The following is a 22,590-nucleotide window of genomic DNA, read 5'->3' as shown; positions in this document are numbered from 1 at the left end:
TATAATCGCCCTTTCCCTTTTTGACGATTGCATCTAACACTTTGACCAATAACCGACTTGAATGGCAATCACTGTTGCCGGACGTTACGCCTTATCAAGCGATATTTGATACCGCCGCGCAGTTGGCGCCCGTGTCCTTTGCTTCCATTCAGCCTCGGCTGGAAAATGCACTGACGCTGTTTTGCCATCCACAGTCGCCACCGCGTTTCATGCTGTTGAAAGCGCAGGAAACGCGTGAGTATCTGGCATTGATAGCCCAGGCAGTTGAGCAACTGCAACCGCAGAATACCGCGTTTAAGGGCAGTCACTATGTGATCCAGGGCAGCAAAGTCAGCGTTGAACCCGCAAGCCAGGGTGATGAAGCCTTTGCGGCCGGTGGCGCCTGTGTGTTTCAGGAGTGGATCGAGCCGGAGCAGCTGTTTGGCTGCGTCAGGATCCACAACAATGAAATCAGCTTGCAACCTGGTCTGGTGCATAAAGCCAACGGTGGCGTGCTGATCCTGTCGGCACGTTCCCTGCTGGCTCAGCCGTTACTGTGGCTGCGCTTGAAGCAAATGATCACCCAGCGCCAATTCCATTGGGTTTCCCCGGATGAAACGCGACCGCTGCCGATTGCCATTCCCCCGATGCCGTTGGAATTACGGCTAATCGTTGTGGGCGATCGCCACGGCCTGGCCGATTTCCATGATATCGAGCCGGAGCTGAGCGAGCAGGCGGTCTACGGCGAATACGAAGAAGATCTGCAACTCACCGAAATCGATGACATGGTGCAATGGTGTGGCTACGTCAATGCCCTTATCGACGAGAAGCAGTTACCACCGCTGGCCGCCGATGCCTGGTATCCGTTAATGGTTCAAGCCGTGCGTCACAGCGGCGATCAGGGCAATCTGCCGCTCTCCCCACTGTGGATCAGCCAACAACTTTCTGAAGCGGCGCTGTATGCCGAGGAAGAGAGCATCACCGCCAAAGCATTCGAAGCCGCATTGAATGCCCGCGAATGGCGTGAAAGCTACCTCGCAGAGCGGATGCAGGATGAAATTGAGCTGGGCCAAATCCTGATTGAAACCGAGGGGGAAGTCGTCGGCCAGATCAACGGCCTGTCGGTGTTGGAATATCCTGGCCACCCACGCAGCTTTGGCGAACCATCTCGCATCAGCTGTGTGGTGCATCTTGGCGATGGCGAATTTACCGACGTCGAGCGCAAAGCCGAACTTGGCGGTAATCTGCATGCTAAAGGCATGATGATTATGCAGGCGTTCCTGATTTCCGAACTGGAACTGGACCAGCCGCTGCCCTTCTCGGCTTCAATCGTGTTTGAGCAATCTTACGGCGAAGTGGATGGCGACAGCGCCTCACTGGCCGAGTTATGTGCGCTTATCAGTGCACTCTCGTCGCAGCCAATTACCCAGCAGATTGCGGTAACCGGCTCCGTCGACCAATTCGGCAATGTTCAGCCCATTGGCGGCGTCAACGAGAAGATCGAAGGCTTTTTCGAAGTTTGCCAACGTCGCGGTTTGACAGGCAAACAGGGCATCATCATGCCCGCTACCAACGTGCGCCACCTGTGTCTACGCCAGGACGTAGTCGATGCGGTGCGCGAGGGGCAATTCCATCTGTGGGCCGTCGACAGCGCCGCAGAGGCCTTGCCATTACTCACCGGTTATCCTTACTCTGATGAACAGCAACCTAATCTGTTGGCTGCGATTCAGGAACGGATTGCACAGGTGAATCCGCAGGAACGCCGGCGCTGGCCGTGGCCACTTCGTTGGCTCAACTGGTTCAACCACGGCTGATCGGACTTGTTCAGCGTACACGTGTAAGCTAATCTGCGCCCTTCATTAAAATAAGGTTTACTGAGAACATGGTAGAAAAACGCGACTCCTATACGAAAGAAGACCTCGAAGCATCCGGCCGTGGCGAGCTGTTTGGCGCCGGCGGCCCGCCGTTGCCGGCAGGTAATATGTTGATGATGGACCGCGTGGTCAAAATGACCGAAGACGGTGGTACCCACAACAAAGGCTATGTGGAAGCGGAACTGGATATCAATCCTGACCTATGGTTCTTCGGTTGCCACTTTATCGGCGATCCAGTGATGCCAGGCTGCCTGGGTCTGGATGCCATGTGGCAGTTGGTAGGCTTCTACCTCGGCTGGCTGGGTGGCGAAGGCAAAGGTCGTGCGCTGGGCGTGGGTGAAGTTAAATTCACCGGCCAGGTATTGCCGACCGCGAAGAAAGTCACCTACCGCATCAACTTCAAACGCGTGATCATCCGTAAGCTGATTATGGGTGTGGCTGATGGTGAAGTTCTGGTCGACGGCCAGGTGATTTACACCGCCAGCGATCTTAAAGTGGGCCTGTTCAAGGACACTGCTGCGTTCTAATCGCAGTCACGGCGGCCCTTCCCGGTCGCCGTTTTATTTCCCCGCCGCTATTATGCCCTGTGCTTTAAACCTCAGGTTCATGGCGGCTAAATAGTAACTACAATTATTGTAGTTACCAGGAGGTATGCCATGCAGAAAACCCGTTTTGACAACATGCCATGCCCAGTAGCCCGCTCACTGGACCGCGTGGGAGAATGGTGGAGCATCCTGATACTTCGCGATGCGTTCCATGGCCTATCGCGGTTTGATGAATTCCAGCAAAGCCTGGGGCTTTCGCCCACCATATTGACCCGCCGCCTGAGATACCTGGTGGAAAGCGGTATCCTGCATAAGCAGCGATATCAAACCCGGCCAGTACGGTATGAGTATCTGCTCACCGAACGCGGCAAAGATTTCTTCCCAGTGCTCGCGGCCCTGTTCCATTGGGGAAATACCCATTTGGCCGATGACGGCATTAGCGCGGAACTGGTCGACCGCCGTACCGGGCAGCCAATACGCGTAGAACTGATCGACAGCATTACCCGGCAGCCTATCGCGCTGCATAATATTACCTTAGCGCCAGGGCCGGCAGCGACCGACGGTATGCGCCAACGCGCGGCCCTGATGCAGCAGAACCTTTCTGCATTCCCCCCGAATCATCCAAGGAGTCACTATGAACAGTCGTCGTATAGTCATTACCGGCATGGGCGCCGTTTCGCCACTGGGATGCGGCGTAGAGGCTATCTGGCAGCGTCTGCTGAATGGCCAGTCCGGTATTCGCCCTCTCCCGGAAGAGATCGTTGCCGACCTGCAGGTTAAAATCGGCGGGCAGGTGCCTTCGTTGGAACAGGATGCCGAGGCAGGTTTTGACCCCGACAGCTCCGTAGCGCCAAAAGACCAAAAGAAAATGGACCGCTTTATTCTGCTGGCGATGGCGGCGGCCGATGAGGCCATTCGTCAGGCCGGCTGGACAGCGGATACGGAAGATAAGCAGGAACGCACCGCGACCGTGATTGCCTCCGGTATCGGTGGTTTTCCGGCGATTGCTCACGCGGTGCGCACCACCGACAGCCGGGGAGCCAAACGCCTTTCGCCATTTACCATTCCTTCGTTCCTGGTCAATCTGGCGGCCGGTCATGTGTCGATTAAGCACCAGTTCAAGGGCCCGATCGGCGCCCCCGTTACCGCTTGTGCAGCAGGCGTCCAGGCTATTGGCGACGCGGTACGCATGATTCGTAACGATGAGGCCGATATCGCGCTATGTGGCGGTACAGAAGCCGCAATCGACACCGTCAGCCTCGGGGGCTTTGCCGCAGCGCGCGCCATGTCCACGACATCACCTGAAGAGGCAGAAAAAGCCTCCCGGCCATTCGACAGTGCCCGCAACGGTTTTGTCATGGGGGAAGGTGCCGGCATGTTGGTTATTGAAACGCTGGAACATGCGCTGGCGCGTGGTGCCACACCACTGGCAGAAATTGTCGGCTACGGTACCAGTGCCGATGCCTACCACATGACCTCCGGTGCTGAAGACGGTGACGGCGCCTATCGCGCAATGAAAATTGCGCTGAAACAGGCCGGTGTCACACCGGAGCAAATTCAGCACCTGAATGCCCACGCGACCTCAACACCCGTCGGTGATTTGGGTGAGATCAACGCCATTAAACACCTGTTCGGTACCGGGGGCAGCATAGCCATCACTTCGACCAAATCTGCTACGGGACATTTACTCGGGGCTGCAGGCGGGCTAGAAACCATATTTACGGCGCTGGCACTGCGCGATCAGATCGCACCAGCCACGCTGAATCTGGATAATCCAGACCCGGCGGCCGAGGGATTGCATTTGGTGGCCAATAAAGCGCAACCAATGACCATCAACTACGCGCTGTCGAACGGCTTTGGCTTTGGCGGCGTGAATGCGAGTATCTTGCTGAAACGCTGGCAGGAATAAGACGGTTTAAACAAAAACCTCCGCCCGGAGCGGAGGTTATTCCTTTTTTTTGACAGAGAGCCGCTTAAGCGGTCACAGCCCTGTCTTCCATGGCTTCTCGCCAACCTCCCAGCCATTGAGACCGGGCGTCCACAGATGATTGGTAGGGACAATATTCCCTAGAACGCCCTAAGATACCTGCCTGATAACCTCGTGAATGCGCCCTTTCCAGACGATCGCGTTTCTGTCTCTTCATGCCTCGTTTCCCTCATATTTGGTCTGGTGGAAAGAAAACAATGGCTGCTTTTTGTGCAGCCACGTATAAGCAATAGCGCTAAATGAAGGGAAGATCAATGCGCAAAATTCACGCCAATGTCATATTTGTGAGCTACACACGCAGAATTGGCTAAGTGGCTGATATGCCGAGGAAGAGGTTAACTGATTGAAATCAAATAAAAATCCCTCCCGACGAAAAGTTTTAATATTTTTCATCGGAAGGGATTAGACCTTTTTAGTCCAAATTATGACTAAAAACGACCGGCCTGCGAGGCGATGGACTGCGCCTCTTGCTGCCAGCCTTGCGCCAGGGTACGAACTAACGCATCGTAACCATCCTCGCCCTGTTTCAGCTCCAGGCTGAATGGCCGTTTGGTCAGCTTGCCTTGATGACTCAGCACCCATTCGCCACGAATAATCGCCTTGCCATCAAAACGACCGTGGAAACCGCTGACCGTCACGTTCAACACATCCTGATCGCTGCTCATCGGCTGGGAGGAGACCACCCAGCCCGGCAATGCGCTGCTCAGGTTAGTGACCAGCGTTTGCTGCAGCTGCTGGTCGAGCGGGCTGGCCCACAGGTTATTCTGAGCAATAACGTACTGCACATCATTGGTTTGATAAACCACGCCGTTCTGCGCCAGATAATCCGCCACGGTGACGTGTTCCAACCACAGTTGGCGAGAAGTCTCACCGCCGCTCACCTGTGTCGGCACACCCAGCGCCGGCAGTTGGTAGTAGGTTTTCTGTGGTGTGCTGCTACAGGCGCTGAGTACCAGCGCCAGGGCTACAGGAATCCATTTCATCATTTATTGGCCTTCTTCGGCTGAGGATCGTTACTGCCCGCGGCTTCAAATACCAGCGCGTTGCTCTTTTCATTCAGGGTGCGCAGCACTGGCTGCAACTCACGCAGCACCTGATCGAGACGTTGCATATCGCCGACCATCTTGTTGTAGGCCGGTGAACCTGGCTGGAAGCCTTTCATGCTGCGATTCAGCTCCTGCAGCGTTTTTTGCATATCCTGCGGCAGTGCCTTCATCTCTTTACTGGCGATGATGTCGTTCAACGATTTCATGGTCTGTTGCGTCGACTTCATGGTTTTCTGACTTTCCGCCAGGGTCTTGGTCGCTTCGTTGATCATCGGATTCAATGGCATCGCGTTGATCTTATCCAAGGTCTGCATCAGTTTCTGTTGGATCTGCGCCAGACCGCCGCTGGTAGTCGGCATCAACGGATAACCAAACAGCTCACGCGGCCCTTTCCACGGTTTCTCCTGCGGATAGAAATCCAGATCGATGTACAGTGAACCGGTTAGCAGGTTGGCAGATTTGAGCGCAGCACGCATACCGCGAGATTCAGCATCTTTCAGATGGCCTTCAATATCGAAATTGCCGCCCAACTGTTTTTGGAAACGATCGGGTTCGATGCGGATCAGCACCGGGATCCGGTAATCGTTATCCAGACGCTGCATCATACCTTCTTTATAGAATGGCACTTGCGCCACGGTCCCCAAACGGATGCCGCGGAACTCAACTGGCGCACCCGGCTGCAGGCCACGGATCGAGTCGGAGAAGAACATCAGGTAATCTTTGTGTACGGTGTACAACGAATCCTGGATGCTGCGTTGGTTATCGAACAGCTGATATTCGGTTTTCTCTTTTACCTGCTCACCGCGATCCCAACCGTCCGGCACGTCAAAGCTGACGCCACCGCTGAACAGCGTAGCCAGGGATCCCATTTCTACCCGCATCCCCTGCGCAGACATGTCGAAGGCCACGCCGCTGTCTTTCCAGAAGCGAACGTTGCTGGTCACCAGTTGGTCGTAAGGTGCGGAGATGAACAGCTGATAACGCATGGCGCGCATTTTCGGATCAAAATAGCTGGTCTCTACCGAGCCGACACGGTAGCCGCGGAACAATACCGGATCGCCGGCATTCAACTGCCCCGATTTCTCACTGTCCAGTATGATGCGCAAACCTTTGGCGTCCGGAGAAGCCAACGGTGGTGCATCCAGCAGTTGATAATCGTTTTTCTCTTTACCTTTTTTGCCCGGCTGCAGCTCGATGTAAGCACCAGACAGCAACGTACCCAGACCGGAAATGCCTTCACGGCCAATCTGCGGTTTCACCACCCAGAAGGCGGTATCCTCGCGCAGCAATTTCTCCATGCCGGAGTTTAACCGAGCCTGCACCACCACCTTGCTCAGGTCATCGCTCAGGGTCACGGTTTCCACTACACCGACGTCAACGCTACGGCTGGTGATTTTGGTTTTACCCGCCTCCAAACCTTCAGCGGTTGTGGTGACCAGCGTCACCTGAGGCCCCTGGTGGCTGAAATGGTAAAACAGGATCCAGGCGCCGATCAGCGCAGTGACGATGGGGATAATCCACACCGGCGACCAGCGCTTGATCTTTTCAACGTCCGCGACGCTATGATTATTTTCCGTCACCTTGCGGCTCCTTTTTTATTGTTTCATTTACGCGATCCCAGGTCAGCCGGGGGTCAAACGTCATGGCAGCAAACATAGTGAGGATCACCACCATGGCGAACAGCAGTGCGCCAGTAGCAGGATAAATACTCATCAATTGTCCCATCCGTACCAATGCCGAAAGCACGGCAATCACAAACACGTCGATCATTGACCAGCGGCCAACGAATTCAACCACTTCATAAATCAGGTGCATCCGTTCGCTGTCAGCCCGGGGTTTATGCCTGCCGTTAGCATCCCAGCACAACCAGCCAATCGCCAACATTTTCAACGACGGCACCATGATGCTGGCGATGAAGATCACCATCGCCACCGGATAAGATCCCTCGCCCCACAGCAGGATCACCCCGGCCATGATGGTAGAGGTGATTTTGTTGCCCAGGGCTTCGGTAACCATAATAGGCAGCAGATTAGCCGGAATATACAGCATGATAGAGGTGACAAGCAGTGCCAATGTCCATTGCAAACTGTGGCGGCGACGGACATAACCTTTGGTGTGGCAGCGTGGGCAACGGGTCATCTCGGCCGGCAGAATCGCCGTACAGCATTGGCAAGAGCGCAGGCCCTGGCGCAACCCGATGTGCCCAACCTGCATTGGACGATCGAGCCGCGGTGCAGGTTCAATGTCATTCCATAACCAGCGGCGATCGACACATTGGAAGGCGCGCACCTGCAGCAGACAGAACAGGCAATAAGGCACAAAGCTGCTGCCGATACCGATATCGCCATAGGCCATCAGCTTGACGAAGCTGACCAACACCCCTGCGAGGAAAATCTCCACCATGCACCAGGTTTTAAACTGGAACAGCATCTTGGCCATCCACTCTTTCAGGCCAAGGGGGATACGCACTCGGGCACACAGCACAATGATCGCCACCATGCAGAACGCAGGGATCAACTGTACGAACACCATAAACAACGTGGCCATGCTGGCGTAGTCTTCCGCCACCATCACCTGCGGGATCTGGATCAGTTTGATTTCGTTACCGAGGCCGGCAACGCGCATATTGATAAACGGGAAAATATTCGCCAGCAGCAGCATGAACAATGCGCTGAGGGCATAGCCAATTGGCCGCTTGCGCGGTTCCTGCCAGCGGGAGCTGAGGGTCGTTTTACAACGCGGGCATACCGCTTTTGAACCATATGCCAGCGGCGGCAACGCCACCAACATGTCGCATTGTGGACACAGCATCAGATTGTCCTGTTGCTGTTTTGCGTGTGTTGCGTGACTGTGCTGCTCGTGATTCTCGTGGGAACACACCATAATCCTCCTTAACAACGTCGCTCACCGGTACGGCAATACCGTCCGCAGCAGCGCGCGGACGGTATTCTCAACGGTTAGCCGTTTTTCATCGCTTCCAACTCTTCCCAACGGGCGAAGGCTTCTTCCAACGCTCCTTCGGCGGCGGCCAGCGCCGTCAACACCTGTTGTGTTTCGCTGTGAGGGCGCGTGAAGAAATCAGCATCGCTCATTTGCGCCTGCAGTGCTTCAATTTCCGCTTCCAGCTGTTCAAGGCGTTGCGGCAACTGTTCCAGTTCGCGTAACAAGTTATAGCTCAGTTTAGCCGCCGGTTTCTTGGGCTGTTCAGCCTTTTTCTCCGCCGCCGGTTTATTCTGTTCAGCCGCGACCTGGCGAATAGGTTTTGCCGTTGCGCGCTGGTGGTGCGCATCGTAATAGCCGCCGACAAAGGTGCTGATCTCGCCGTTGCCTTCAAAGATCCAGCACTCGGTCACGGAGTTGTCGACGAATTGACGATCGTGGCTCACCAGCAGCACGGTGCCCTGATAGCCATCGATCAACTCTTCCAGCAGCTCCAGCGTTTCGACGTCAAGATCGTTGGTTGGTTCATCGAGAATCAATAAGTTGCTTGGCTTCAGGAACAGCTTGGCCAGCAACAGACGGTTACGCTCGCCTCCTGACAATGCTTTCACCGGCGTCATGGCGCGTTTCGGATGGAACAGGAAGTCCTGCAGATAGCCCAGTACGTGGCGGGAACGGCCATTGACCATCACCTCCTGCTTGCCTTCTGCCAGGTTGTCCATCACCGTACGTTCCGGATCCAGTTCGGCGCGGTGCTGGTCGAAGTAGGCCACTTCAAGCTTGGTGCCGCAATGTACGCGACCGCTGTCGGCCTTCAACTGGCCAAGCATCAGCTTCAGCAAGGTCGTCTTGCCGCAGCCGTTCGGACCGACCAGGGCAATCTTGTCGCCGCGCTGCACCTGAGCGGAGAAATTGCGCACCAGCACTTTGCCGCCGACCTGATAGTTGACGTCTTCCATCTCGAACACGATCTTGCCGGAGCGTACCGCTTCTTCAACCTGCATTTTGGCGGTGCCCATCACTTCACGACGTTCTGAACGCTCATTACGTAACGCCTTCAGCGCACGTACGCGGCCTTCGTTACGGGTACGACGCGCCTTGATGCCCTGACGGATCCACACTTCTTCCTGCGCCAGCTTGCGATCGAATTCGGCGTTTTGCAGCTCTTCTACGCGCAGCGCTTCTTCTTTGCTCAGCAGATACAGATCATAATTGCCCGGCCAGGACACCAGCTTGCCACGGTCGAGATCGACAATGCGCGTCGCCATGTTGCGGATAAAGGAACGGTCGTGGGAAATGAACACGATGCTGCCCTGGAACTCTTTCAGGAAGCCTTCCAGCCAGTCGATGGTGGTAATGTCCAGGTGGTTGGTCGGTTCGTCCAGCAGCAATACGCGTGGAGAGCTGACCAGCGCACGCCCCAGCGCCGCTTTACGCAGCCAACCGCCGGACAGCGAGGAAAGCTCCGCGTCCCCGTTCAGGCCCAGCTGCAGCAACACTTCGCTGATGCGGCTGTCGAGTTGCCAAAGCCCCTGGTGATCGAGGATTTCCATAATCTGCGCCATACGCGTCAGGTTTTTTTCGCTCGGATCGGTTTCCACCAGGTGCGAAATCGCGTGATAGGCCTTCAGGTGTTCCGCCTGCTCGGCCACGCCTTCGGCCACGAAATCGAATACTGTCCCGCCGATATTGCGCGGGGGATCCTGTTGCAGACGCGCAACGATCAGATCTTGCTCGTAAATCACCCGGCCATCGTCCAGCGGAATTTCTTTACCGAGGATCTTCAACAGCGTGGATTTACCTGCGCCGTTGCGCCCAACCAGACAAACGCGTTCGTTGTCTTCAATATGAATTTCGGTGTTATCTAAAAGCGGCGCATCGCTGAAGGACAGCCAGGCACCGGACATGCTGATTAACGACATAGTAATTATTTTCCTTCGCCGGCGTGGGTAACCAGCCAGCAGTTATGAATTTGACGGTTACGGGCAAAGTCCTGCGACTGCGTCTGGGCGGTAATTTCTTTCGCCTCCAGACCCAGGGCGCTCAGGCCGGCCATATCCATCTGGAAACCGCGCTTGTTGTTCGAGAACATGATGGTCCCGTTACGACGCAGTAACCGTTTCAAATCTTGCATCAGCACCAGGTGATCACGCTGAACGTCAAAAGTGTTCTCCATCCGCTTGGAGTTGGAGAAGGTCGGCGGATCGATAAAGATCACATCGAATTGTTCGTCGGCATTTTGCAGCCATGACAGGCAATCCGCATGGATCAATCTGTGCTGTTTGCCGGTCAGACCGTTAACGCGCAGGTTTTTCTCTGCCCATTCGAGATAGGTACGCGACATATCCACCGTGGTGGTACTGCGCGCACCACCCAATCCGGCGTGTACGCTGGCGGTGCCGGTATAGGCGAACAGGTTGAGGAAGTCTTTGCCCTTGCTCATCTCACCCAGCATACGGCGAGCAATGCGGTGGTCGAGGAACAGGCCGGTATCGAGATAGTCAGTCAGGTTAACCCACAGCTTGGCGTTAAACTCTTCCACCAGCAGGAACTCGCCCTTCTGTGCCAGTTTTTCATACTGGTTTTTGCCTTTCTGGCGCTCACGGGTTTTCAGGATCAGCTGATTGGACGGCAATTCCAGCACCGCCAGCGTGGCATTGATCACATCGAACAGACGTTGACGCGCTTTCTGCGCATCGATGGTTTTCGGCGGCGCATACTCTTGTACCACCACCTTGCTGCCGTAGCGGTCTACCGCCACGTTGTATTCCGGCAGGTCAGCATCATACAGGCGATAGCATTCAATGCCCTGCTGTTTGGCCCACTTGTCGAGCTTCTTCAGGTTCTTGCGCAGGCGGTTGGCAAAATCTTCCGCGACCTGAATGCCGCCGGAGCCCTGTGGGTTCTCCGCCAGTTGGTAATTTTTCTGCACGCAGTCCAGCGGGCCATTTTTGGCCTTGAACTGGCGTTCGGCACGCAGCTGCAGGCAGCTCAGCAGTTCCGGCGATGCGCTAAACAATGACAACTGCCAACCGCCGAATGCGCTCTTCATGATGCGGCCCAGCATATTATGCAAGGCGATCAGCGCCGGCTCACTTTCCAGACGCTCACCGTACGGCGGGTTGCACACTACGGTGCCCGTCGGGCCTTCCGGCAGTGGATTGGTCAGTTTGGCTACGTCGTTGACGTTAAAGGTAATCAGTTCGGCAACGCCTGCACGACGGGCATTGCCGCGCGCCATTTCAATCACCCGACGATCGATATCAGAACCGAAGAAACGTGAGGTGGTTTCTTGCAAGCCACGGCGTGCACGCACCTGTGCTTCGGTGATCACTTCGCGCCACAGATCGACGTTATGGCCATTCCAGGCGGTAAAGCCCCAATGTTGACGGTGCAGACCCGGAGCGCGATCGGAAGCTATCATCGCCGCCTCGATCAATAGCGTCCCCGAGCCACACATAGGATCAAGCATCGGAGTCCCCGGCTGCCAGCCGGAGCGTTGCACAATCGCCGCCGCCAGGCTCTCTTTCAGCGGTGCCTGGCCGGTCAGATCACGGTAACCACGTTGATGCAGGCCTTCACCGCTCAGATCGAGCGCTACGCTGGCCATATCGCGCTGCAGGAACACATTTACGCGAATATCCGGCTGCTGCTTCGCAACCGTCGGACGCTGGTCGAGTTTGCGAGTAAAGCTGTCGACGATGGCGTCCTTAACCTTCAGCGCACCATATTGGCTGTTGCGGATCTCTTCGTTCACGCCGCTGAAATGCACGGCGAAGGTTTTATCCACGCCGAAAATGTTGGTCCAGTCGATCGCCTGCACGCCCAGATACAGATCCAGATCGCTGTGCACGCGGAATTCATTCAGCGGCAGCAAAATACGTGAGGCCAGACGGCTCCACAGCAAGCTTTGGTACAGAAGACGATCGTCACCCTGAAAATGTACCCCACCCTGCACTACTTTACAGGCGTGAGCGCCCAGCGCTTCCAGTTCGCTTTTTAACAGTTCTTCCAGTCCACGCGCCGTGCTGGCAAACAGAGAGTTCATATCGTACTTATCACCAAAAAGAAAATTGTTGCGCATTATAGCTAATCCAGACCGCTTGTCATAAAGTTGCTCCCTTCTATTTAATAATCGCACGGGGATAAGGGTGATTACGCTTTCGAAAATTTACGTTCATCCGGTGAAATCGCTTCGTGGTTTGCAGCTTTCGCACGCGCAGGCTTCCAGCAGTGGATTGGCTTTCGACCGTACCTTTATGATCACCGAACCGGATGGCACCTTTATTACCGCGCGCCAATATCCGCAAATGGTGATGTTCACCCCGGCTCTGCTGCCCGATGGGCTATTCCTGACCGCGCCGGACGGAGAAAGCGCCGCCATCCGCTTCAGCGATTTCGCCCCTGAGGCGCAACCGACCGAAGTTTGGGGCAATCATTTCACCGCCCTGATTGCGCCGGCAGCGATTAACAGCTGGCTGAGCGGTTATTTCCAGCGTGAAGTGCAGCTGCGTTGGCTTGGCCCCGAGCTGACCCGCCGCGTGAAAAAACACCCGGAAATCCCCCTTTCTTTCGCCGACGGCTATCCTTATTTGCTGATCAACGAAGCCTCATTCAACGATTTGCAGCAGCGTTGCCCCGGCAGCATCAAGCTTGAGCAGTTCCGCCCCAATCTGGTGGTCACCGGCGCGAATGCCTGGGCCGAGGATGGTTGGCAGGTGATCCGCGTCGGTGACGTGATGTTTGATCTGGTCAAACCCTGTAGCCGCTGCGTGTTGACCACCGTCAGCACCGAACGTGGGCGCAAGCACCCAAGCGGCGAACCCCTGAGCACTCTGCAGAAATTCCGCACGGCTGATAACGGCGATATCGATTTTGGCCAGAATATGGTGGCGCGCAGCAGCGGTATTATCCGCGTCGGCGATAGAGTAGAAGTGTTATCCACCAAGCCACCACGCCCGTATGGCGCTGGAAAAGTGGTTGAGAGCGTGCAGGCACCGCAGGACAGTGAACATAGCGTCACTATCGAATACGCGGGAACGGTGTTTACCGGCAATAATCAGCAGATCTTACTGGAGCAGTTGGAACAGCAAGGGCTCCGCGTGCCTTATTCATGCCGTGCGGGAATTTGCGGAAGTTGTCGCATCACTTTGGTCAGTGGCGAAGTGGCGCCGCTGAAGAAAAGTGCGGTAGCCAACAATGGCACCATCCTTTGCTGCAGCTGTATTCCAAAAAGCGATTTGACGCTGGCGTAATCGCCGTTATACCGCCCTGTCGTAAGCCGGGGCGGAGGTTTCATCTTGCGCGCAGGGTTTAAGGCGATCGTGCATCACTTTGATGGCGTCACCCAGAACCATAGTGCGACCAGCGACGGAGAGTTGGTTTTGCGCCAGCAGGCACAGGCTGGCGTTATCACCGGCTTCCACCACCAGCAGACGCGCTTCAACGCCGCTCTCCATCACCTTCACCGCCGCTAATTCGCCATTTTTCGGCTGCAACGGGTAATGCTGCTGCGAGAAATGCCAGCTTTTCGGCATCAGCGGTTTCAGGAAGCGATAGGCCACCAGGGCATTTAATACCAGTTCGGCGCGTTGTTCATGGCTGAGCTTTATCTGTTTGCACTGCTCTTCATAATTAAAATAAAGCGCCGCGTCATCCACACAGAAAGAACACTCATCAAAGGCATCCGGGGTTAACATTTTGGCAGGAAAACGCGAGCGGAAGATCATCCCATTGGCTAAATCCAGCATTAGCCGATCGTGTTCGGCGTCAAAATACCAACGCCAATTATCGTCAGGTTTTATCTTCATGTCTTATCCTTCTCGCTGCCCATGCCACGCCGTATTTACCCTAAAAGGTGATTTTATCACCACTCAAGTCGCTTAAACATCGGATAATTCCGCGAACGATATTTATGCTAGTGGACAAAATATAGACGAGCCGGGGGAAGAAATAAACCCCCGGCTGAAAATGAAAGGAAAAATATTAGATGTAGTTAACGATATCTTTAATCAGGCGCGGACCTTTGAAGATAAATCCGGAATAAATTTGTACCAGCGAAGCACCGGCCGCCATTTTTTCCCGTGCGGCCATCAGGGAATCAATTCCGCCAACGCCGATAATCGGTAAACGCCCTTGCAGCTCTTGCGACAAACGACGGATCACTTCGGTGCTGCTCGCCTGCAGCGGACGACCACTCAGGCCCCCCATTTGTTCGCAATAATTCAGCCCCTGGATCAATTTACGATCCAGCGTGGTATTGGTCGCGATCACACCATCAATATTATGGCGCACCAAACTGTCGGCTATTTGGATCAATTCTTCTTCTGAAAGATCCGGCGCGATCTTTACCGCCATCGGCACATATTTGTGATGGCGCGCATGCAATTCCTGCTGCTTATTTTTAATGGCGGCCAAAAGATCGTCTAACGCTTCGCCGTACTGTAAGGATCGTAACCCCGGCGTATTGGGTGACGAAATGTTAATCGCGATATAACCGGCATACGGATAAACTTTATCCATACAGATCAGATAATCGTCTTTTCCTTGCTCGACCGGGGTATCTTTATTCTTACCGATATTAATCCCCAGAATACCGCCGAAATGGGATTTCTTAACGTTTTCAACCAGATTATCCACGCCCTGGTTATTAAAGCCCATTCGGTTGATCAGGCCTTCCGCTTCCACGATGCGGAACAGACGCGGTTTATCATTGCCCGACTGCGGGCGTGGCGTCACGGTGCCAACTTCGACAAAGCCAAAGCCCATGGCACCAAATGCGTCGATGCACTCGCCGTCTTTATCCAGGCCGGCGGCCAAACCCAAAGGATTTTTAAAAGAGAGCCCCATGCAGCTTACTGGCTTGGTCGGCACAGACTGGCGAATAACAAATTCTAACGGGGTGCCGGTGACGCGGCGGAGCTGATGAAAAGTCAATTCATGCGCACGCTCGGGATCGAGCTGGAACAACGCTTTTCTGATGAGGGGGTAGTACATGTACTCTCCTGATTTCCCGGTTGCAAACCGGGGGCGTATTATCCGGTATCCCTTGGCCAATTGGAATTGATTAAAAGCAAAAAAAGCGTTTTTAACGCAATCGTTTCCCCTGACGGGGAGCCAATGCCCCGCCAATCCGCATTTACGCATATCAAAATCAAAAAATGAGATTTAAGTAACCCGCCTCTTTGCTGATAGGTTTAAAACACTTCTCGACGATTTTTTAATTAAACCTAACTTTTAGTTATAAGGAGTGGTAATGCGCGTTATATCACTGTCCGGCAGCCCTCGCATCCCATCACGTTCAGCGGCCCTGCTTTCCTTGAGTAAGAATTGGTTGCAGCAGCAAGGCGTAGAAGTGATCTCCTACACCCTGCACGACTTTGACGCAGAAGACTTGCTGTACGCCAATTTCAATAGCCCGGCGATAAAAGCCTTTACCGAGCAACTGGCTTTGGCCGACGGCCTGTTGGTCTCTACGCCGGTGTATAAGGCCTCGTTTTCCGGTGCGCTGAAAACCCTGCTGGATCTGCTGCCTGAGCGAGCGCTTGACCATAAGGTGGTGTTACCCCTGGCTACCGGCGGTTCTATTGGTCATATGTTGGCAGTGGACTATGCCCTCAAACCGGTGTTGGCGGCATTGAAAGCTCAGGAAGTGCTGCACGGGGTGTTCGCCGACGACAGCCAGGTGGTGTTGAGCGGTGAAGATATCACGCTGTCCGACGGGCTGGCATCGCGGTTGGAAGAAGCTCTGGAAAGCTTCTACCTGGCACTCGGTCGCCGTAAACCGCCCCAGGCAAAACTCTCCCCGTCTCTGTTTGCGCGTCAAACCGCCTGACAGCACGCTCTATATAAGGAAAGAGAATGACGCGACTTTCATCACTTGGCCGTTGGCTTGGCACTGGCGCTTTGGCCGGCATCATCTCACTGGCGTGGATCAATTCCGCCAGCGCACAGGATCCGGCGCAGTTTCGTATCGGTTATCAAAAAGGATCGGTCAGTCTGGTATTGGCAAAATCCCACCGCCTGCTGGAACAGCGTTTCCCCACTACCAAAATCAGTTGGATCGAATTCCCTGCAGGCCCGCAGATGCTTGAGGCGTTGAACGTCGGCAGTATCGATCTGGGCAGCACCGGCGATATTCCGCCGATCTTTGCCCAGGCCGCCGGGGCGGATCTGCTGTATGTCGGCGTAGAGCCACCTAAACCCAAGGCGGAAGTGATCCTGGTGCCGGAAAATAGCCCGATCAAAACCGTCGCTGATTTGAAAGGCCACAAAGTCGCCTTCCAGAAAGGCTCCAGTTCCCACAACCTGCTGCTGCGTTCGCTGCAAAAAGCCGGACTGAAATTCACCGATATCCAACCGGTTTACCTGACGCCGGCAGATGCCCGCGCCGCATTCCAGCAGGGCAACGTCGATGCCTGGACCATTTGGGACCCGTACTATTCCGCAGCCTTGTTGCAGGGCGGCGTGCGGGTGCTGGGTGATGGCACCGATTTGAATCAAACCGGCTCCTTCTATCTGGCGGTGCGCACTTATACCGAAGCTAACGGGCCGTTTATTCAGCAGGTGCTCGATGAGTTGACCAAAGCGGATGCACTGACCCAAAGCGACCGGGCGCAAAGCGTCACGCTGCTGGCGAACGCCATGGGGCTGCCGGAAAAAGTGATCTCGTCTTATTTGGATCACCGCCCACCGACCGCCATCAAACCGCTGGACGCACGCACCATTGCCGCCCAGCAGCAAACCGCCGATCTGTTTTACGCCAACCGTCTGGTGCCCGTGAAGGTCGATATCTCGCAACGCATCTGGCGCCCGAGCGCACAATAATTTTGGAGAATAGACGATGAGCCTGAACGTATTCTGGTTTTTACCAACCCATGGCGACGGCCACTATCTCGGCAGCACCGAAGGCGCGCGCAGCGTCGATTACGGCTATTTGCAGCAAATTGCCCAAGCGGCCGATCGGCTGGGGTTCGGCGGCGTGTTGATCCCCACCGGCCGTTCTTGTGAAGACTCCTGGCTCGTGGCCGCCTCGCTGATCCCGGTCACTCAGCGGCTGAAGTTCCTGGTGGCTTTACGCCCCGGCATAATTTCGCCCACCCTGGCGGCTCGCCAGGCGGCGACGCTGGATCGTCTTTCCAATGGTCGAGCGTTGTTCAACCTGGTTACCGGCGGCGATCCCGAGGAGCTGGCGGCGGAAGGGCTGCATCTGAATCACGAAGAACGTTACGAGGCATCGGCAGAGTTCACCCACGTTTGGCGAAAGGTGCTGGAAGGGGAAACCGTCGATTTCGATGGCAAGCATATTCAGGTGAAGGGGGCAAAGCTGCTGTACCCGCCGGTGCAACAACCGCGTCCGCCGCTGTATTTCGGCGGATCCTCTGCCGCTGCGCAGGATCTGGCCGCCGAACAGGTTGAAATGTACCTCACCTGGGGAGAACCCCCGGCGCAGGTGAAAGAAAAAATTGCCGAGGTCCGCGCCAAAGCGGCGGCCAAAGGTCGCAAGGTGCGCTTCGGCATTCGCCTGCACGTGATCGTGCGTGAAACTACCGAAGAAGCCTGGCGTGCAGCAGACCGACTGATTGCCAATCTGGATGAAAAAACCATCGCCGATGCACAAAAGGCATTTGCCCGCTTTGACTCTGTAGGGCAACGACGCATGGCAGCCCTGCACGGCGGCAAAAAAGACAATCTGGAGATCAGCCCCAATCTGTGGGCCGGGGTGGGCTTGGTCCGTGGCGGGGCCGGTACTGCCCTGGTCGGCGACGGCCCGACGGTGGCGGCGCGCATGCAGGAATATGCCGATCTGGGCATCGATACCTTTATCCTGTCCGGCTACCCGCATCTGGAAGAAGCCTATCGCGTCGGCGAACTGCTGTTCCCCCATCTTGACCTGGTGGAAAACCAAATCCCCACGCAGCGCAAACCGGTCAAGGCCCAGGGAGAAGTGGTGGCCAATATCTATATTCCGCAAAAAGCGTCGCAAAGCTGAGGAGCCCCCTTATGGCTAAGGGTACACAACGCATATTGCACCGGCTGGCCCCCTGGGCATTGCCGGTAGCGCTGGTGGTTATCTGGCAAATCTCCGTCGAGGCGGGGTGGCTGTCGAACCGTATTCTGCCGGCACCGAGCGCGGTCGTCACCGCCTTCTGGACGCTAACCAAAAGCGGCGAGTTGTGGCAACACCTGACGATCAGCAGTTGGCGCGCACTGATCGGTTTTAGCATCGGCGGCAGCATTGGGCTGGTGCTGGGCTTTATCACCGGTCTGTCGCGTTGGGGCGAGCGCCTGTTGGACAGCTCCGTGCAGATGATCCGCAACGTGCCGCATCTGGCGCTGATCCCGCTGGTGATCCTGTGGTTCGGCATCGATGAATCCGCCAAGATTTTTCTGGTGGCGTTAGGCACGCTGTTCCCCATTTATTTGAATACCTATCACGGTATCAAGAATATCGATCACGGCCTGCTTGAAATGGCGCGCAGCTACGGCCTGAGCGGTTTCCAGCTCTTTGCTCAGGTGGTTTTGCCGGGCGCTCTGCCGTCGATTATGGTCGGCGTTCGTTTCGCGTTGGGCTTTATGTGGCTGACGCTGATCGTGGCCGAAACCATTTCCGCCAATTCGGGTATCGGTTATCTGGCGATGAACGCACGTGAATTCTTGCAGACCGACGTGGTGGTGGTGGCGATTGTGCTTTATGCCCTGCTCGGCAAGCTGGCGGACGTCAGCGCACAGTTGCTGGAACGCGTCTGGTTGCGCTGGCACCCGGCCTATCAACTGAAACAAGGAGAAGCGCTATGACGACTCCCGCTCGAATTCCCCAAGGGACGCCGGTCACGCTCGAGTCCATTGCCAAGCGCTACGGTAACCGCACCGTGCTGGACAATATTCAATTGCGCATCAGCGCGGGACAGTTTGTCGCCGTGGTCGGCCGCAGTGGCTGCGGTAAAAGCACGCTGCTGCGTCTAATGGCAGGACTGGAAAAAGCCACCAGCGGCGCCTTGCTGAGCGGGAATGCGCCCCTTGCCAGCGCCAGAGACGATACCCGCTTAATGTTTCAGGACGCCCGCCTGCTACCGTGGAAAAAGGTGATCGACAATGTGGGCCTTGGCCTGCGCGGTAACTGGCGTGCCGATGCGTTGCAAGCGCTGGAAGCCGTCGGGCTGGCCGACCGCGCCAACGAGTGGCCAGCGGCCTTGTCCGGAGGACAAAAACAACGAGTGGCTCTGGCACGTGCGCTGATCCACCGTCCACGCCTGTTGCTGTTGGACGAACCTTTGGGGGCGCTCGACGCCTTGACGCGGATTGAAATGCAGGGATTGATTGAAGGGTTGTGGCAACAGCACGGTTTCACCGTATTGCTGGTGACGCATGACGTCAGTGAAGCCATTGCGTTGGCGGATCGCGTCATTTTGATTGAGGAAGGCCGTATCGGCCTGGATCTGACCGTCGACCTGCCGCGCCCACGACGCAAAGGGTCAGTCAAACTGGCAGAGTTGGAGGCCGAGGTGCTGGACAGAGTATTGTCTCCGCCCTCCCCCTTAAGCCAGGCCACACGCCGCGCAGCAAATTAAAAAAGGGACGGCATGCCGTCCCTTCCTAGACTTACGCGTCGAGCGCCTTGGTGATTTTCTCGAACAGGTCGCCGGACAAATTCTCCAGCCCTTTCAACTGTTCAAGCGCTTTGCGCATTAATGCCTGACGTGAAGCATCGTAGCGTTTCAAGCGGATCAAAGGTTCGATCAGGCGAGCAGCAATCTGCGGGTTGCGCTGGTTCAAATCACTGAGGATTTCCACCAGGAACTGATAGCCACTGCCGTCCGCCGCATGGAACGCCGCCGGGTTGGCAGAAGCAAAGCCCCCAATCAATGAGCGTGTGCGGTTTGGATTGCTCAGGCTGAATGAACGGTGTTTCAGCAACCCACGCACTTTGGTCAGCACGTCCGCCGCCGGGCTGGTCGCCTGCAGCACAAACCACTTGTCCATCACCAGACCATCCTGGTGCCAGCGTTCGTCAAAGGCCGCCAACAGCGCGTCGCGGCAAGGCAATTGCGCCGCCACCGCAGCGGCCAGAGCCGCCAGCGAATCGGTCATATTATCCGCCTGGCGATACTGCTCCGTCACCAATCGGTCGGCCAGCGCTTCATCGCCAAAGGCCAGGTAACCCAGGCACACGTTGCGCAGCGCACGTTTCGCGATGTCAGCATGTTCAACCCGGTAGCCGTCGGTCTTGTTAGCGTGATAAACCGCCAGCCACTCATCGGCCATTTCCTTCGCCAGACAGCGGACGATCGCTTCGTGCACCACGGCGATCGCTTCAGGATCGATAGTGGCAAATAGCTCGGCAATTTCACTTTCTGAAGGCAACGTCAGGATCTGTGCAGCCAACGCCGGATCCAACTTCTCGTCCAACAATACGGCGCGGAACGCATCAACAACGTGCAGCGGCAGCGACAACGGCTGTTGTTGCTGATGTTTGGCCACGTTCAGTTTGATGTAGGTCGCCAGCAGGCTCTGTGCCGCATCCCAACGGGCAAACTCATTGCGAGCATGCTGCATCAGGAAGGTCAATTGCTGATCGCTGTACGGATAATCCAGTTTAACCGGTGCAGAGAACTCACGTAGCAGGGACGGTACCGGCTTGTGCGCCACGCCATCAAACACGAAGGTCTGTTCCGCTTCGGTGACGTTAAGCACGTTATTGATCGGCGAGCCGTTTCTCTGCAGGGCAATCACGTTACCTTGTGCATCGTACAGTTCAATATCCAACGGGATGTGCAGCGGCAGTTTTTCCGGCTGATCGGCGGTCGGCGCGGTTTTCTGGCTGACGTGCAGGCGGTACTGGTGGTGCTCGGCGTCATATTCGTCACGAACCGTCAGTAATGGCGTACCGGACTGGCTGTACCAGCGGCGGAACAGCGACAGGTCAACGTTGGACGCATCTTCCATCGCCTGAACGAAATCGTCACAGGTTGCCGCACTGCCATCATGACGCTCGAAATACAGCTGAATCCCCTTCTGGAACTGTTCTTCTCCCAGCAGCGTATGCATCATGCGGATCACTTCAGAACCTTTCTCGTACACCGTCAGGGTGTAAAAGTTGTTCATTTCAATCACTTTGTCCGGACGAATAGCATGCGCCATTGGGCTGGCATCTTCGGCGAACTGCGCACCGCGCATAACGCGCACATTATCGATACGGTTGACCGGACGTGAGCCCAAATCGGAGCTGAACTCCTGATCGCGGAATACCGTCAGCCCTTCCTTCAGGCTGAGCTGGAACCAGTCACGACAGGTCACGCGGTTGCCGGTCCAGTTGTGGAAATATTCGTGGCCGATCACCGCCTCGATATTCAGGTAATCCTTGTCGGTGGCGGTTTCGGCTTTCGCCAGCACGTATTTGGAGTTAAAAATATTTAACCCTTTGTTCTCCATCGCGCCCATATTGAAGAAGTCGACCGCGACGATCATATAAATGTCGAGATCGTACTCCAGGCCAAAACGGGTTTCGTCCCATTTCATCGAGTTCTTCAGCGAGGTCATTGCCCAATCGGCGCGATCCAGGTTGCCGCGGTCAACGAACAGCTCCAGCGCCACTTCGCGACCGGAACGGGTGGTAAAGCTGTCGCGCAGCACGTCGAAATCACCCGCCACCAGCGCAAACAGATAACAGGGTTTTGGGAAAGGATCTTGCCACTGCACCCAGTGACGCCCATCTTCCAGTTCGCCCTGCCCCACGCGGTTGCCGTTTGACAACAGGAACGGGTAACGCGCCTTGTCGGCCACGATGCGAGTGGTAAACCGCGCCAGCACGTCCGGGCGGTCGAGATAATAAGTAATGTGGCGGAAGCCTTCAGCTTCACATTGGGTACACAGCGCTTCGCCGGACAGATACAGTCCTTCCAGCGCGGTGTTTTTGGCCGGGTGGATATCATTGACAATAGTCATGGTAAATTGTGCTGGCAATTGCTCGATAACCAGTTTGTTATCCTGCAACTGATAGGCTGTCCACGGCTGACCGTCGATCTCAATACTCACCAGCGTCAGGTCTTCACCGTTCAGCACCAGCGCCGCATCGGCAGCGCCCTGGCGTTTGATTTTGCTGACGGCAGTGACGCGAGTGCTCTCTGCATCCAACTCAAAATTCAGGTCAATATCAGTGATGGTGTAATCTGGCGCGCGATAATCGTGGCGATACTTCGCCTGTGGCTGTTGTGTCATAA

Annotated in this window: 18 protein-coding genes and 1 pseudogene; 10 read left to right on the top strand and 9 right to left on the bottom strand. The window is 55.7% G+C overall.

From position 1 onward, the window contains the following. Nucleotides 1–41: 41 nt before the first annotated feature. From EBA31_RS08210 to fabF, 4 genes and pseudogenes are all read left to right on the top strand, one after another. Entirely contained in the window at nt 42–1,793 is a 1,752-nt protein-coding gene (locus EBA31_RS08210; protein ID WP_170868509.1) for a Lon protease family protein, read from the top strand. A gap of 68 nt (nt 1,794–1,861) precedes the next feature. Continuing rightward, nucleotides 1,862–2,380, top strand: coding sequence for a bifunctional 3-hydroxydecanoyl-ACP dehydratase/trans-2-decenoyl-ACP isomerase (gene fabA / locus EBA31_RS08205; protein WP_012006178.1), 519 nt, complete (start codon nt 1,862–1,864; stop codon nt 2,378–2,380). A 129-nt stretch (nt 2,381–2,509) separates the two neighbouring features. Continuing rightward, nucleotides 2,510–3,040, top strand: a pseudogene (locus EBA31_RS08200) (winged helix-turn-helix transcriptional regulator); the annotation flags it as partial. Then, a complete protein-coding gene (gene fabF / locus EBA31_RS08195; protein WP_122078271.1) occupies nt 3,033–4,307 on the top strand; it encodes a beta-ketoacyl-ACP synthase II in 1,275 nt (424 codons plus the stop codon). The pseudogene EBA31_RS08200 and the gene fabF, both read left to right, overlap by 8 nt. A 64-nt stretch (nt 4,308–4,371) precedes the next feature. Here the strand turns inward: fabF and rmf are convergent, their stop codons facing one another. The 6 genes from rmf to rlmKL form a co-directional block, all read right to left on the bottom strand. Next, complete coding sequence (gene rmf / locus EBA31_RS08190; RefSeq protein WP_071827009.1) at nt 4,372–4,542, bottom strand: ribosome modulation factor; 171 nt, start codon at nt 4,540–4,542, stop codon at nt 4,372–4,374. A 271-nt stretch (nt 4,543–4,813) separates the two neighbouring features. Beyond that, entirely contained in the window at nt 4,814–5,371 is a 558-nt protein-coding gene (gene pqiC, locus EBA31_RS08185; RefSeq protein ID WP_020826167.1) for a membrane integrity-associated transporter subunit PqiC, read from the bottom strand. Beyond that, nucleotides 5,368–7,011, bottom strand: coding sequence for an intermembrane transport protein PqiB (pqiB, locus tag EBA31_RS08180; RefSeq protein ID WP_116690804.1), 1,644 nt, complete (start codon nt 7,009–7,011; stop codon nt 5,368–5,370). Before pqiB ends, pqiC begins: the two co-directional genes overlap by 4 nt. After that, nucleotides 6,998–8,314, bottom strand: a complete 1,317-nt coding sequence (gene pqiA / locus EBA31_RS08175; RefSeq protein ID WP_020826165.1) for a membrane integrity-associated transporter subunit PqiA — start codon at nt 8,312–8,314, stop codon at nt 6,998–7,000. Before pqiA ends, pqiB begins: the two co-directional genes overlap by 14 nt. A 74-nt stretch (nt 8,315–8,388) precedes the next feature. Further along, nucleotides 8,389–10,293 (bottom strand): ABC transporter ATP-binding protein, encoded by a 1,905-nt coding sequence (locus EBA31_RS08170; RefSeq protein ID WP_046373980.1) that lies wholly within the window; start codon nt 10,291–10,293, stop codon nt 8,389–8,391. A gap of 5 nt (nt 10,294–10,298) precedes the next feature. After that, entirely contained in the window at nt 10,299–12,419 is a 2,121-nt protein-coding gene (gene rlmKL, locus EBA31_RS08165; RefSeq protein ID WP_104410963.1) for a bifunctional 23S rRNA (guanine(2069)-N(7))-methyltransferase RlmK/23S rRNA (guanine(2445)-N(2))-methyltransferase RlmL, read from the bottom strand. A gap of 103 nt (nt 12,420–12,522) precedes the next feature. On the opposite strand from rlmKL, the gene EBA31_RS08160 reads away from it, so the two are divergent. Then, the gene (locus EBA31_RS08160; protein ID WP_020826162.1) at nt 12,523–13,626 is read left to right on the top strand and encodes a YcbX family protein; all 1,104 of its coding nucleotides are present in this window, start codon (nt 12,523–12,525) and stop codon (nt 13,624–13,626) included. Between the two features lie 6 nt (nt 13,627–13,632). On the opposite strand, the gene EBA31_RS08155 is transcribed toward EBA31_RS08160, so the two are convergent. Next, a complete protein-coding gene (locus EBA31_RS08155) occupies nt 13,633–14,181 on the bottom strand; it encodes a cell division protein ZapC (RefSeq protein WP_020826161.1) in 549 nt (182 codons plus the stop codon). Nucleotides 14,182–14,356: 175 nt separating this feature from the next. Beyond that, nucleotides 14,357–15,367 carry a quinone-dependent dihydroorotate dehydrogenase gene (pyrD, locus tag EBA31_RS08150; RefSeq protein ID WP_122078269.1) on the bottom strand — a complete coding sequence of 337 codons (1,011 nt, stop codon included), beginning with the start codon at nt 15,365–15,367 and terminating at the stop codon, nt 14,357–14,359. A 259-nt stretch (nt 15,368–15,626) separates the two neighbouring features. On the opposite strand from pyrD, the gene ssuE reads away from it, so the two are divergent. Genes ssuE through ssuB form a run of 5 tightly spaced genes read left to right on the top strand, consistent with a single transcriptional unit; the run spans nt 15,627 to nt 19,941 of the window. Further along, nucleotides 15,627–16,205: an NADPH-dependent FMN reductase gene (gene ssuE / locus EBA31_RS08145; protein ID WP_020826159.1), complete on the top strand. Its 579-nt coding sequence runs from the start codon at nt 15,627–15,629 to the stop codon at nt 16,203–16,205. A 26-nt stretch (nt 16,206–16,231) separates the two neighbouring features. Further along, entirely contained in the window at nt 16,232–17,197 is a 966-nt protein-coding gene (locus EBA31_RS08140; protein ID WP_020826158.1) for a sulfonate ABC transporter substrate-binding protein, read from the top strand. A 16-nt stretch (nt 17,198–17,213) separates the two neighbouring features. Continuing rightward, complete coding sequence (gene ssuD / locus EBA31_RS08135) at nt 17,214–18,362, top strand: FMNH2-dependent alkanesulfonate monooxygenase (protein WP_020826157.1); 1,149 nt, start codon at nt 17,214–17,216, stop codon at nt 18,360–18,362. Between the two features lie 11 nt (nt 18,363–18,373). After that, a complete protein-coding gene (ssuC, locus tag EBA31_RS08130; protein ID WP_020826156.1) occupies nt 18,374–19,168 on the top strand; it encodes an aliphatic sulfonate ABC transporter permease SsuC in 795 nt (264 codons plus the stop codon). Then, nucleotides 19,165–19,941, top strand: a complete 777-nt coding sequence (gene ssuB, locus EBA31_RS08125) for an aliphatic sulfonates ABC transporter ATP-binding protein (protein ID WP_020826155.1) — start codon at nt 19,165–19,167, stop codon at nt 19,939–19,941. Before ssuC ends, ssuB begins: the two co-directional genes overlap by 4 nt. A gap of 31 nt (nt 19,942–19,972) precedes the next feature. On the opposite strand, the gene pepN is transcribed toward ssuB, so the two are convergent. Beyond that, nucleotides 19,973–22,588, bottom strand: a complete 2,616-nt coding sequence (gene pepN / locus EBA31_RS08120; protein ID WP_122078266.1) for an aminopeptidase N — start codon at nt 22,586–22,588, stop codon at nt 19,973–19,975. Nucleotides 22,589–22,590 lie beyond the last annotated feature (2 nt).

Origin of the sequence: Serratia sp. P2ACOL2 (assembly GCF_003691565.1) — a bacterium.
GTDB lineage: Bacteria > Pseudomonadota > Gammaproteobacteria > Enterobacterales > Enterobacteriaceae > Serratia > Serratia liquefaciens.
Note: the sequence above shows the minus strand (reverse complement) of the source record. Positions and strands in the feature narration are given on the sequence as shown.

What these genes read in the sequence shown, in the direction of transcription:
- fabA (WP_012006178.1), top strand. Translation starts at nt 1,862, where the DNA reads ATGGTAGAAAAACGCGACTCCTATACGAAAGAAGACCTCGAAGCATCC.
- fabF (WP_122078271.1), top strand. Translation starts at nt 3,033, where the DNA reads ATGAACAGTCGTCGTATAGTCATTACCGGCATGGGCGCCGTTTCGCCA.
- rmf (WP_071827009.1), bottom strand. Translation starts at nt 4,542, where the DNA reads ATGAAGAGACAGAAACGCGATCGTCTGGAAAGGGCGCATTCACGAGGT.
- pqiC (WP_020826167.1), bottom strand. Translation starts at nt 5,371, where the DNA reads ATGATGAAATGGATTCCTGTAGCCCTGGCGCTGGTACTCAGCGCCTGT.
- pqiA (WP_020826165.1), bottom strand. Translation starts at nt 8,314, where the DNA reads ATGGTGTGTTCCCACGAGAATCACGAGCAGCACAGTCACGCAACACAC.
- EBA31_RS08170 (WP_046373980.1), bottom strand. Translation starts at nt 10,293, where the DNA reads ATGTCGTTAATCAGCATGTCCGGTGCCTGGCTGTCCTTCAGCGATGCG.
- rlmKL (WP_104410963.1), bottom strand. Translation starts at nt 12,419, where the DNA reads ATGAACTCTCTGTTTGCCAGCACGGCGCGTGGACTGGAAGAACTGTTA.
- EBA31_RS08155 (WP_020826161.1), bottom strand. Translation starts at nt 14,181, where the DNA reads ATGAAGATAAAACCTGACGATAATTGGCGTTGGTATTTTGACGCCGAA.
- pyrD (WP_122078269.1), bottom strand. Translation starts at nt 15,367, where the DNA reads ATGTACTACCCCCTCATCAGAAAAGCGTTGTTCCAGCTCGATCCCGAG.
- ssuE (WP_020826159.1), top strand. Translation starts at nt 15,627, where the DNA reads ATGCGCGTTATATCACTGTCCGGCAGCCCTCGCATCCCATCACGTTCA.
- EBA31_RS08140 (WP_020826158.1), top strand. Translation starts at nt 16,232, where the DNA reads ATGACGCGACTTTCATCACTTGGCCGTTGGCTTGGCACTGGCGCTTTG.
- ssuD (WP_020826157.1), top strand. Translation starts at nt 17,214, where the DNA reads ATGAGCCTGAACGTATTCTGGTTTTTACCAACCCATGGCGACGGCCAC.
- ssuC (WP_020826156.1), top strand. Translation starts at nt 18,374, where the DNA reads ATGGCTAAGGGTACACAACGCATATTGCACCGGCTGGCCCCCTGGGCA.
- ssuB (WP_020826155.1), top strand. Translation starts at nt 19,165, where the DNA reads ATGACGACTCCCGCTCGAATTCCCCAAGGGACGCCGGTCACGCTCGAG.
- pepN (WP_122078266.1), bottom strand. Translation starts at nt 22,588, where the DNA reads ATGACACAACAGCCACAGGCGAAGTATCGCCACGATTATCGCGCGCCA.